This window comes from Rhodocaloribacter litoris, from assembly GCF_011682235.2.
GTDB classification, from domain to species: Bacteria; Bacteroidota; Rhodothermia; order Rhodothermales; family ISCAR-4553; genus Rhodocaloribacter; species Rhodocaloribacter litoris.
This window is the reverse complement of the sequence record NZ_CP076718.1, coordinates 547,049-555,743: the sequence shown is the minus strand read 5'-3', so window position 1 is coordinate 555,743 and position 8,695 is coordinate 547,049. Positions and strand designations below refer to the sequence as shown.

Sequence of the window (8,695 nt, the reverse complement as noted above, 5' to 3'; positions counted from 1 at the left end):
TGGCGGCGCGGTCGGTGGCGTGCGTGCGTGCCGTGGCGGCGGCGGGCGGGGTGTGGGTGTCGTGTCCGGGGCGTGCGTGCCCGGCGGGGCTGGTGCCGTCGCGCTCGGCGTCGGCGTGTTTTTCGGGGCGGGGTTCGGGTTCGTGGGCGTCGCTGGCGCTGGCGGCGGGGCTGGGGGTGGCGTGCCTGGTGTTCGTGCCGCAAGGGCCGTGTTACACGGCCAGCGTGGCCGTGCCGCCGGGGTGGGGGTTCCGTCCGCTCGGGGGCGGGTGGTTCTGGCGTGCCGGGGCGCGGCAGCTCGGGCTGTTTTAGGCGTGGTTATCACCAAAATTATCACTTTTATTTTCCTTAAAACTTGCTATTTATCACTATTTATCTTACATTGATACCAGCAGTGAGCACCGTTCCCCTTCCCGTTTTCATCCATCCAAACCCTTGCAGCCATGTACCTCCAAACCCGCACCTTCTCGCTCTACCGCCTCCGCCGCGGTGTCTATGAAATCCGCATCTTTCGCGCCCCTGAGGGTAGGCGTCGGCACTGGTTCTTCGGTGCCCGCCGGGCGGCCATCGCCCACGCCGAGCGCCTGGTCACCGCCCTCACCGCTTGAGGCTTCATCAGCCCGGCCCGCTGTCTTTCGGCGGGCCGGGCGCATCCCGCCAGACCCATGCATCTCATCGAAACCGCCTACCGCTGGATCCGCCACACCCGTGCCGCCGGGTGCCGCTTCGACGCCGAAACGAAAGCCGCTCAGGCCGTCGCCTTCGTCCTCGACCGCGGCGGACACACCTTCGCCCTGCCCTCGAAGCTCGACGGCGTGAGCCGCCATCAGGACGTGCTCGACGCCATCCGCCAGGCCGGTATGCCCTTCCAGCCTCTCGACCTGCACCGTGAGGGCGATCGGATCGCGGCCCTCTGGCACGGCGTGCCGGTCGGCTTCATCCGCCCGAAGCACGTCCGCTGGCTGCGCCCGCTGCTGGAGACGGGGCACGTCCGGTGCTTCGTGCTGCAGGTGACCGACAGCGGCCACCGCTTCAAGGGGTGCAACGTCGTGCTGACGGGTATCGGCCGGGCGCTGGACGCCCTGGAGGCGCTGCCGCAGCCCGTCGTGCAGGAGCCGGTTTTCGCCTACCGTGCCGTTGCCTGAATCCTCACCGGCCCGGCCCGCTGCCTGTCGGTGGGCCGGGCACAATCCTTGACCGATCATGGAAGCCACGCATCACACGATCCCCGGCATTGAATCTGGCCCGCGCCCGCTGGCCGACATCCTGAAGGATCTGGCCCGGCCCATCCCGGCCCGCCACCTCCGCGAGAAGAAGCAGGGCGGCGCCGTGCTGACGTTCTGCCCCTGGTACCGCACGCAGAAGATCCTCGACCACTACACGCGGGGGCACTGGGAGAGCCGCGTCACCGGCATCACGACGAGCGACGAGCGCGTCTTCGTGACGGTGCGCGTGACGATCCACGCCGCCGAGGGCAGCTTCTCCCGCGAGGCGACCGGCACGGAACGGCTGAGCGTGAACGCCTACGGCGACCCGTCGAGCAACGCCGAGAGCATGGCCTTCCGGCGGGCCTGCGCGAAGTTCGGCCTCGGGTTGCACCTCTACGAGAAAGAAGACTGAATGGGCCGCGTGACGCGGCCTCTGCCTGGCCCCCTGCGCCGCTATCACGCTTATCGGGGGCCGCCACATCCACTTCGGAAACCATGAGCGACACCCTGACCCTGGAGGCGCTGAAGGAGCAACTCGACCGCCTGTGCGGGCTCGTCGAGGCGATGCGGGAGACGAGCGAGGTGCGTTTCTCGCGGCGTGACGAGGCGGCCGAGCGGCTGCACCGGCGCGTGGATCGGCTGGAAGGCGAGCTGCGCCATCTGAAGGACGACCTCCACTGCGTCCGGTCGGACGTGGCGCACCGGGCACGCGGCTGGTGATGGACACGGCGCCGAAGGGCCGCGTGACACGGCCTGATCGTTCGGCTGTTTGGCCTGGCCCCACGCCTGACGGCTCTCCGGGGGCCGCCAGCGCCTGCGGCGCGGGTGCCGGGCTGATGTGTATCGCCGAGGGCGGCGCGGCGCGCCGGGCTGTCGCCCGCGCTGGCCCCTGCCGCCTTTGAAGCCCTGCCGATCAGCGAGCCGGCGGGTCGTCGTGCGGGTTGTCCTCGGGGTCGCCGCCCCGCACCGGGCGCAGAGGCCGCGTGGCGCGGCCCATACGGATCGCCGCTTCGAGGCGGAAGGCGTAGTCGATGCATGCATCCGCCGGGGTGTCGGGGGTGACGACCTGGCGCACGGCGGCGAGCGCGTCCGGGTCGAGGGCGTGCAGCCACGCCTCCAGCACGGCGATGTGGTCGCGGATGGTGTGCGTGCCGGTGGTGATGGCCGAACGATCGTTCGGCCATGTGTCAGCGGGGGGGCGGGTTCGTGCCATCGGGGTAGCGGTAGGGACGGGTTTCGGAAGGCGGCTCGGGGGGCACATGGCTCGCGCCGTCGCCGTGGGCGGTCTGGGCCGGAGGGGAAGGCTCCGGCTCGGCAGGGATGACCTCGACGACGCCGTCGAGGCCGTGCAGGTGGATGTGGATGGTGATGGTGACCATGACCGGGTTACAGGTTGAGCATGAAGGTGACGAGCGGCCGGCGCGTGAGCGCATCGACGCCGAGGCCGACGGAGAAGGCCGGGCGCGGGCGCACCGAGGCGTAGCCGCCGACGGACACACGCGGCCCTTCGGCACGTCGCCCGATGCCGACGAAGCCGCCGAGGTGGACACCCCACGCGCGCACGAGGGTCAGCGCCGCCACGCCCGCGATGCCTTCCGGCCCGAGGCCGACGCCCACCTGCGGGGCCGCCTCGACGTCGAAGACCGGCAGGCGCTGCGCCACCGTCATCACGTCAGCCTCGTAGCCGGGCAGCAGGTCGACGGCGACGCGGTCGGGGCGCTCGAGGCGAAACTCGGCGAACCAGCCCGGATCGACGCGGCGGAGGCCGAGCACGACACCGGCGCCTTCGGCTTCGACCGTCACCGTGGCGGCGTACCGGCGGCCACCCTGGACGGCAATGCGCTCCGTGGCAACGGTCGCGGTGTCCATGCGCCGGGCCACCGTGACGGCGTCCGCCCGCGGCAGGAGCGGCGCCGGGGCCTCGACCCGCCCGGACGGCGTGGCCGGCGGCGGGGCAGAGGGCCGCGAGCACGTCCGCCCGAGCCACGCCACGGCCGCGAGCACGAACAGCGCGAGCAGCCACTTGGGGCCGTGTAACACGGCCCTTGCGGCCCTTCGGCTGAAGGCGATACCGAGCAGGCACGTCATGGCGATTCCTCCGGCGGGTTGCCGTTGATGGGTCGGCGGAGGTCGTCGCGGAGGCGGTCGCGCTCCCGCTCCAGCTCGTCGATGCGGGCCTGCAGCGCCCGCTCCCGCGCCTCCAGCTCCGCGATGCGCGCCTCCAGCGCCGCGATCCGCTCCTTCAGCTCGCGCCGGGCCTCGTTGACCCGCTCGATCTCCGCCCGCAGCGACGCCGTCAGCCCCTCCACGGCGGCGATGTAGACCGAGCGCTCGGACACCTCGTGCTGCCGCCGCGTGGCCAGAAACGTCAGCACCGCCCCCACGAGGCCGCTGACGGCCCCGACGAGCACGCTGGCGAGGTCGATGCCGGGCAGGAGATCCATCAGGGCAGGCGCGGGTTGAGGGGGCGGTTCAGAGCCGAAGGCGAGGGCTCGACACGGACGGGCGGGAGCGGGTCGAGGCCGGTGAGGCGGAGCGCGCCCGGCGGGTCGTCGGGCGTCTCGAAGAGCGTGCGCTCGGCGCGGCGGCGGTGCACGAGGCCCCGCAGGCGCTGCCCGCCGGCGTAGACCCACCGCTCGAACTCGGCGGCGGCCCCTTCGTAGTCGCCGCGGTTGAGCTTGCGCAGGAGCGTCGAGCGGGCGAAGCGGGGCACGCCGACGTTGTAGACGAACGAGACGAGCGCGGAGAACTGGTTGGCCGTGAGGTCTGCGCGGACGAGGCGCTCGACGGCGGGCTCGAAGACCTGGATGAGGCTGCGGCGGAGGAGGCGTTCGGCGTCGGCCTTCGTGATGGGGCCGGGGAGCGTCTGCCGGTGGATGCCCGGCAGCAGGTGCTCGGTGGTGCCGTAGCCGATCGTCCAGACGCCGGCGGGGCAGCGGTACCAGCGCCCGGCGAAGCGCTCGCAGCGACGAATGAGGGCCAGTCCGTCCGGCGTGGTGTCGAGCAGGGCGTTATGGGGGAAGCGGCGGCGCACGGTCATCGCCCTCCCCGCGCCTGCGCCCGGATGTAGGCCTCCAGCCCGGCCCGCGTGATGCGGCGCTCGCCGCCCAGCTTCCACATGGGCAGCTCCCCCGAGGCGATCAGCTCGTTCAGCTTCGTGCGGCCGATGCCGAGGATGCGGCGGACGTCCTCGGTCGTGAGCAGCTCCAGGTGCTTGCCGGCCGAGAGGCGGACGAGCAGGTCTTCGATGCGGGCCTGCCGGGCGGCCAGGTCGGCCAGGTGCGCCCGGAGCGCCGCGAGATCGTCGAGCGGTGCGGGGGTGTGCGTCGGGTGGTTCATGGGGCCGAAGGGCCGCGTGACGCGGCCAGTTTGAAGCGGGTGGTGCCGTCGGGCCGGCGGACGACCTCGAACTCGGCGGTGCGGTGCAGCCCGCCGTTCGCCTCGCACCAGCGGAGCATCTGCTGGTAGGTGAGCAGTTCCGGCTCCGCGGCCCCGGTGGTGCGGGGCGCGTAGTCGTGCTCGATGGCCTTCACGAGCCAGCCCACCGAGGCGGGGCGTTCACGGTCGAAGCTCGCCACCTGCCGCCGGATGCGTTCCGCCGGGAAGCGCTCGACGAGCCGCCGTGCCACGGGCGCATCCACGCCGCGGCTCGTCAGCAGAAACAGCAGGTTTTTCTTTTCCAGAGCAGCAGCAGCATGATCCGGCGGGGTGTCCGGCACCGGAAGCAGGGCCCCCGGCCGGTGGATGCCGTCGCCGCAGGCCGAACGATCAGGCCGCGTCACGCGGCCCTTAGGCCATGTTGCTGCTGTTTTAATACTTGGTTGTTCTTCTATGCTTGGTAAGGGGGGCGAATGGGCCGAGTCTCGGGAAACACCGGGTCCCGGTGATCGCCGGTTCCCGGTATATCGCGATGTGGTCGTATCGCCCGGAAACGGCGTTTTCTTCGCGGCGTGCGGTGCCACGAGGCGAATATGGCGATACGGCTTCGCCGGAGCGGGCGTGTCGTCCGGTTCGGCCTCATCCGGTTCGGCCTCATCCGGTTCGGCTTCGTCTGGCCCGTCCTCATCCGGCGCGAGCAGGTCGGGGCGTTCGGCGATGAGCCAGGTGCTGCCGGCGAGTTTGCCGTCGCGGCGGCGCCGGCGCTGGACGCGGGCGTAGCCGCAGGCCTGGAGTTCGGCCAGGGCCTGGCGGAGTCGGTAGTCCGAGCAGGGGGCGCGGCCGGCCAGGTGTCCGGGGCGCACCTGCCAGTCGTCGGGGAGCGAGAGCAGGTAGGCGAGCAGGCCCCGTGCGGCCCAGGAGAGGCGCTCGTCGGCCAGCGTGCGGCGGTCGATGACCGCGAAGCCGTGGGGGCGTGTCGGGGCGCGGAGGATGCTCATCGCGGGGCCACCTCCCCGGCCTCGACGCGGCGCAGCAGCGCCTCGATGCGCAGCAGCGTCTCGACGCCGCGATCCCGGCCGGCGAGCACGCGCGTGGTGTGGCCCCGGCTGCGGCCGATCTGCGCGGCGATCCAGGTGCGCGTCAGGCACAGCGCCTCGGCCCGTGCGCGGGCCGCCTCGACGCGCCGCAGGTACTCGTCGAAGGGGACGAGCGTGCCGTCCATCCAGCAGGGTTTGCGATTGGCGATCATAATTATCACCGCACATATTGTTACCGATCACCTCACAGCGTATATTACACCGTAGAGGCCTTTCTTTGACCTCAATATAAATCTCTTTTTATCACTAAACAATACTTGCACATATGCCGCGTGTCAAAAAAGTGATCGACCCGGAGTTGTTCGTCCGCCGGGTGGGGGAGGCCATGACGCGGCTGGGGCTGACGCAGGAGGCGCTCGCCGAGGCCATCGAGGCGCGCATCGGCTCGCGGCCCGGCCAGAGCACCGTCAGCAACTGGACGCGCGGCGAGAAGCTGCCGGGCACCAAATATCTGCCGGTGCTCGTGGAGATCCTGGGCCTCTCGTGGAGCGACCTGGGGCTGGAAGGCGGTGTCGAACGGGATGCCCTCGTCCCGCCCTCCGAAGGCCGGCGCCCGCCGGTGGAGCGCGACGGCGCCCGGCCCGGGTTCGACCCGAGCCGCATCGTGCTCATCCCTCGCGTCGGGCACGCCTCGGCCGGGCACGGCTACGACAACGACGCCAGCGATCCGGCGCTCTATGACGCCTTCTCCCGCGACGAGATCGCCCGCCTGACCAACACCGACCCCGACCGCCTCCGCTCCATCAAGGTCGTCGGCGACTCGATGGAGCCGGAGATCCGCGCCAACGACACGGTGGTCTACGAGCCCGTGCAGGCCGTCAGCGACGCCGGCATCTACGTGCTGCGCCTCGACGACCTGGCGCTGGTGAAGAAGGTGCAGCGCTTCGGCGGCGGCGTGCTCGAGATCATCCCCGTCAACCCGGCCTACCGGAGCGAGATGCTCCGCCCCCTGCCCGAGGCCGACACGCCGAACACGTACCGCTCCGAGGTCACCGGCATGACCTGCACGTGCGAGGTCATCGGCAAGGTGGTCTTCTACCTGCGCCCGGCCTGAACCGGCTCGACATAATGACGTACACAAGTACGCACGGTGTACGTCACACTACCTGAACCCCTGTCGCCATGCCCGAGTCATCGCCCCGCACCAAGCTCACGCTGCGCCTCGACCGCGACCTCATCGAGGCCGCCAAACGGTACGCCGACGAGCACGGCACCTCGCTCTCCCGACTCGTCGCCGGGTATTTCCGGGCGCTCGCCCGGCAGGTAGAAGCGGAGCGCCCGCCACAGGCCGGGGAGGACTGGAAGGATCGCCTCTCGCCCTGGACACGCTCGCTGGTGGGCCTGGCCCGGGGCGCGGATCTGGACGAGGAGGATTACTACCGCTACCTCGAAGAAAAGCACCGGTAGGCCATGCGCATCCTCTTCGACACGAATGTGGTCCTGGACGTGCTGCTGGAACGAAATCCCTTTGTCCGGCCGGCGAGCTTGCTATTCGAGGCCGTCGAACGTCGCAAGATCACGGGCCTCCTCTGTGCCACGACGCTCACGACGATCGACTACCTCGTGGCCCGCGCGAGGGATCGGGCCACGGCACGGCAGGGGGTGGCGTGGCTGATGCAGGGCTTCGAGGTGGCCCCCGTGAACCGGGCCGTGCTGGCCAACGCCCTCAGCCTGAACTTCGACGACTTCGAGGACGCCGTGCTGCACGAGGCGGCCCGCCTTGCCGGCGCCGACGGCCTCGTCACCCGCAACGCGCCGGACTTCCGGGCGGCCACGCTGTCGGTCTACACGCCGGCCGAGTTGCTCGCCGCGCTCGCCTGAGCCGGCCGTCCCGTTCCCGTCAAATCCTTGCACCCGAACCGTCGTGATCCCCGCACGCAGAGCACCCCGGCTGAGGAAGAAGAAAGGATCGTACTACGCCGACTTCTACGACCGGCACCGCGGGCGCAAGTGGGTGGCCCTGGGCACGAAGAACCAGCGCGACGCGCAGCGGCGGTTCATCGAACTGAGCGACGCCTACATGCGCGGCGACTACGACCCCTGGCAGGAGCAACGGCCCCGGCTGATGCGGCTCGCCCGCGCCATCGACGAGCACATGGCGATGCGCCGCCGCGAGGGCCAGGCCGAGCGCACCATCCAGACGCGGGCCGGGCTGTTCCGACGGTTCGCCGAGACGCTCCCGCCCGAGATCGCCGTGATCGACGTGCGCCCCGAGCACGTCCGCGATTTCGTCTACCAGCCCCACTTCACCGAGCACAGCCGCGCCACGCACTACGCCCGGCTGCGGACGTTCTTCAACTGGTGCCGGTCGCAGGGCTACACCGACCACAACCCCTGCGACGAGGTGCGTCCGCCCCGCAAGCCGAGGCCGAAGATCAACTACCTCACGCCCGCGCAGCTCGACCGTCTGCTGGAGGCCATCGAGGCGCACCATGCCCTGCACGGCCGCCCCGACCGCGACCTGCGCTGGTACGCCGACGTCGTCCGCTTCACCGCCGGCAGCGGGCTGCGGCTGGGCGAACTCTGCGCGCTCAAGTGGAAGGACGTGCACCTGGCCGAGCGCCTGATCGTCGTCCGCTCCGACGCCGAGCACCGCACCAAGAGCGGCGACAGCCGGATCGTGCAGATCGCCCCGATGGCCGCCGAGGTGCTGCACCGGCTCAGCGGGGGGCGGGAGATGCCCGGCGAGGCGTACGTGTTCAGGGGGCCGCGCAGCGACCGTCTTTCCTACGAACTCACGAGCCGCCTCTTTCGAAAGTACCGCCGATTGGCTAAACTCCCCGAGTCGCTGACGTTCCACAGCCTGCGCAAGACGTACGGCACCGTGCTGGCCTCGGCCGGCGTGCCGATCCGCAGCATCCAGAAGCTGCTCGGCCACAGCGACGTCCGCATCACCGCCCAGGTCTACGCCGACGTGCTGAGCACGGCCCTGCGGGAGCAGGTGGAGGGAGCGTTCGAGCGGTTCGAGGAGTGACGGGAGCCGGTCTCATGAGAATGCCTCTTGACACTCAAT

At 70.6% G+C, this 8,695-nt stretch carries 16 protein-coding genes; 8 read left to right on the top strand and 8 right to left on the bottom strand.

The window, feature by feature from the left end:
* The first annotated feature begins 442 nt into the window (after window positions 1-442).
* From GQ464_RS02290 to GQ464_RS02275, 4 genes are all read left to right on the top strand, one after another.
* Window positions 443-607, top strand: a complete 165-nt coding sequence (locus tag GQ464_RS02290) for a hypothetical protein (RefSeq protein WP_166981498.1) — start codon at window positions 443-445, stop codon at window positions 605-607.
* Window positions 608-664: 57 nt separating this feature from the next.
* On the top strand, window positions 665-1,144 hold the full coding sequence (locus tag GQ464_RS02285; RefSeq protein WP_166981501.1) for a hypothetical protein: 480 nt from the start codon (window positions 665-667) through the stop codon (window positions 1,142-1,144).
* A 58-nt stretch (window positions 1,145-1,202) separates the two neighbouring features.
* A complete protein-coding gene (locus GQ464_RS02280) occupies window positions 1,203-1,619 on the top strand; it encodes a DUF1071 domain-containing protein (RefSeq protein WP_166981504.1) in 417 nt (138 codons plus the stop codon).
* A gap of 83 nt (window positions 1,620-1,702) precedes the next feature.
* Window positions 1,703-1,927: a hypothetical protein gene (locus tag GQ464_RS02275; protein WP_166981506.1), complete on the top strand. Its 225-nt coding sequence runs from the start codon at window positions 1,703-1,705 to the stop codon at window positions 1,925-1,927.
* A gap of 193 nt (window positions 1,928-2,120) precedes the next feature.
* Here the strand turns inward: GQ464_RS02275 and GQ464_RS02270 are convergent, their stop codons facing one another.
* From GQ464_RS02270 to GQ464_RS02235, 8 genes are read right to left on the bottom strand one after another with little or no spacing between them, the layout of a single operon-like run.
* A complete protein-coding gene (locus GQ464_RS02270) occupies window positions 2,121-2,420 on the bottom strand; it encodes a hypothetical protein (protein ID WP_166981509.1) in 300 nt (99 codons plus the stop codon).
* Window positions 2,395-2,586: a hypothetical protein gene (locus tag GQ464_RS02265; RefSeq protein ID WP_166981512.1), complete on the bottom strand. Its 192-nt coding sequence runs from the start codon at window positions 2,584-2,586 to the stop codon at window positions 2,395-2,397. Before GQ464_RS02265 ends, GQ464_RS02270 begins: the two co-directional genes overlap by 26 nt.
* 7 nt (window positions 2,587-2,593) lie before the next feature.
* Window positions 2,594-3,295 carry a hypothetical protein gene (locus GQ464_RS02260; protein WP_228350523.1) on the bottom strand — a complete coding sequence of 234 codons (702 nt, stop codon included), beginning with the start codon at window positions 3,293-3,295 and terminating at the stop codon, window positions 2,594-2,596.
* On the bottom strand, window positions 3,292-3,651 hold the full coding sequence (locus tag GQ464_RS02255; RefSeq protein ID WP_166981495.1) for a hypothetical protein: 360 nt from the start codon (window positions 3,649-3,651) through the stop codon (window positions 3,292-3,294). The genes GQ464_RS02260 and GQ464_RS02255 overlap by 4 nt, the downstream gene beginning before the upstream one ends.
* Window positions 3,651-4,247 (bottom strand): lysozyme, encoded by a 597-nt coding sequence (locus GQ464_RS02250; RefSeq protein WP_166981492.1) that lies wholly within the window; start codon window positions 4,245-4,247, stop codon window positions 3,651-3,653. The genes GQ464_RS02255 and GQ464_RS02250 overlap by 1 nt, the downstream gene beginning before the upstream one ends.
* Complete coding sequence (locus GQ464_RS18690) at window positions 4,244-4,546, bottom strand: helix-turn-helix domain-containing protein (protein WP_166981489.1); 303 nt, start codon at window positions 4,544-4,546, stop codon at window positions 4,244-4,246. The genes GQ464_RS02250 and GQ464_RS18690 overlap by 4 nt, the downstream gene beginning before the upstream one ends.
* Window positions 4,543-5,583: a hypothetical protein gene (locus GQ464_RS02240; protein WP_166981486.1), complete on the bottom strand. Its 1,041-nt coding sequence runs from the start codon at window positions 5,581-5,583 to the stop codon at window positions 4,543-4,545. Before GQ464_RS02240 ends, GQ464_RS18690 begins: the two co-directional genes overlap by 4 nt.
* Window positions 5,580-5,834 (bottom strand): hypothetical protein, encoded by a 255-nt coding sequence (locus GQ464_RS02235; protein ID WP_166981483.1) that lies wholly within the window; start codon window positions 5,832-5,834, stop codon window positions 5,580-5,582. The genes GQ464_RS02240 and GQ464_RS02235 overlap by 4 nt, the downstream gene beginning before the upstream one ends.
* 113 nt (window positions 5,835-5,947) lie before the next feature.
* On the opposite strand from GQ464_RS02235, the gene GQ464_RS02230 reads away from it, so the two are divergent.
* The 4 genes from GQ464_RS02230 to GQ464_RS02215 all read left to right on the top strand — a co-directional run bounded on the left by GQ464_RS02230 (window position 5,948) and on the right by GQ464_RS02215 (window position 8,656).
* Entirely contained in the window at window positions 5,948-6,736 is a 789-nt protein-coding gene (locus GQ464_RS02230; protein WP_166981480.1) for a S24 family peptidase, read from the top strand.
* Window positions 6,737-6,804: 68 nt separating this feature from the next.
* The gene (locus GQ464_RS02225) at window positions 6,805-7,089 is read left to right on the top strand and encodes a DUF6364 family protein (protein ID WP_166981477.1); all 285 of its coding nucleotides are present in this window, start codon (window positions 6,805-6,807) and stop codon (window positions 7,087-7,089) included.
* A 3-nt stretch (window positions 7,090-7,092) separates the two neighbouring features.
* A complete protein-coding gene (locus GQ464_RS02220) occupies window positions 7,093-7,503 on the top strand; it encodes a PIN domain-containing protein (RefSeq protein WP_166981474.1) in 411 nt (136 codons plus the stop codon).
* Window positions 7,504-7,546: 43 nt separating this feature from the next.
* A complete protein-coding gene (locus GQ464_RS02215; protein WP_166981471.1) occupies window positions 7,547-8,656 on the top strand; it encodes a tyrosine-type recombinase/integrase in 1,110 nt (369 codons plus the stop codon).
* The last annotated feature ends 39 nt before the right edge of the window (window positions 8,657-8,695 follow it).

Coding starts and splice junctions, on each gene's coding strand:
- GQ464_RS02290 (WP_166981498.1), top strand. CDS start 443: ATGTACCTCCAAACCCGCACCTTCTCGCTCTACCGCCTCCGCCGCGGT.
- GQ464_RS02285 (WP_166981501.1), top strand. CDS start 665: ATGCATCTCATCGAAACCGCCTACCGCTGGATCCGCCACACCCGTGCC.
- GQ464_RS02280 (WP_166981504.1), top strand. CDS start 1,203: ATGGAAGCCACGCATCACACGATCCCCGGCATTGAATCTGGCCCGCGC.
- GQ464_RS02275 (WP_166981506.1), top strand. CDS start 1,703: ATGAGCGACACCCTGACCCTGGAGGCGCTGAAGGAGCAACTCGACCGC.
- GQ464_RS02270 (WP_166981509.1), bottom strand. CDS start 2,420: ATGGCACGAACCCGCCCCCCCGCTGACACATGGCCGAACGATCGTTCG.
- GQ464_RS02265 (WP_166981512.1), bottom strand. CDS start 2,586: ATGGTCACCATCACCATCCACATCCACCTGCACGGCCTCGACGGCGTC.
- GQ464_RS02260 (WP_228350523.1), bottom strand. CDS start 3,295: ATGACGTGCCTGCTCGGTATCGCCTTCAGCCGAAGGGCCGCAAGGGCC.
- GQ464_RS02255 (WP_166981495.1), bottom strand. CDS start 3,651: ATGGATCTCCTGCCCGGCATCGACCTCGCCAGCGTGCTCGTCGGGGCC.
- GQ464_RS02250 (WP_166981492.1), bottom strand. CDS start 4,247: ATGACCGTGCGCCGCCGCTTCCCCCATAACGCCCTGCTCGACACCACG.
- GQ464_RS18690 (WP_166981489.1), bottom strand. CDS start 4,546: ATGAACCACCCGACGCACACCCCCGCACCGCTCGACGATCTCGCGGCG.
- GQ464_RS02240 (WP_166981486.1), bottom strand. CDS start 5,583: ATGAGCATCCTCCGCGCCCCGACACGCCCCCACGGCTTCGCGGTCATC.
- GQ464_RS02235 (WP_166981483.1), bottom strand. CDS start 5,834: ATGATCGCCAATCGCAAACCCTGCTGGATGGACGGCACGCTCGTCCCC.
- GQ464_RS02230 (WP_166981480.1), top strand. CDS start 5,948: ATGCCGCGTGTCAAAAAAGTGATCGACCCGGAGTTGTTCGTCCGCCGG.
- GQ464_RS02225 (WP_166981477.1), top strand. CDS start 6,805: ATGCCCGAGTCATCGCCCCGCACCAAGCTCACGCTGCGCCTCGACCGC.
- GQ464_RS02220 (WP_166981474.1), top strand. CDS start 7,093: ATGCGCATCCTCTTCGACACGAATGTGGTCCTGGACGTGCTGCTGGAA.